The 394-nt window shown below is 64.2% G+C and carries 1 pseudogene; it reads right to left on the bottom strand.

Features of this window, described 5'->3' with window-relative positions:
* A pseudogene (locus tag Q3W56_RS20735) lies at positions 1–394 on the bottom strand (hypothetical protein); the annotation flags it as partial.

Consider the following 394-nt stretch of genomic DNA (forward strand, 5'->3'; position numbering starts at 1 on the left):
CTTCATTGGTTTTCAGGTCGACGGCAGAAACGTAACCCCAGGCCGGCTGCTTACACGGCAGGCCAAACGGTGACAGGAACGGGTTCAGCTCAACGCCGTACGGCACGCCGTACTGCGGCTGGATGCCGGTTTCGGTACCTGAACCGCCGCTCGCGCCTTCAGGCGGCTCGATCGGGTTGCCCGGGCCGCGCGGCACCAGTTTAGAGACGAACGGCAGGGCCATCGGGTTGGCTATGGCGATCTGACGATGCGGATCGACCGCGATGCCGCCCCATTCGAACATGCCCAGGTTGCCCGGGAACACCAGCGTGCCCTGCTCGGACGGAGGCGTGAACGGACCTTCGTAGCGCAGACGCTTGAAGATCACGCGGCACACCAGCTGGTCATACAGGGT

Origin of the sequence: Bacillus sp. C28GYM-DRY-1 (genome assembly GCF_030519405.1) — a bacterium.
Lineage (GTDB): Bacteria > Bacillota > Bacilli > Bacillales > Bacillaceae > Bacillus > Bacillus spizizenii_A.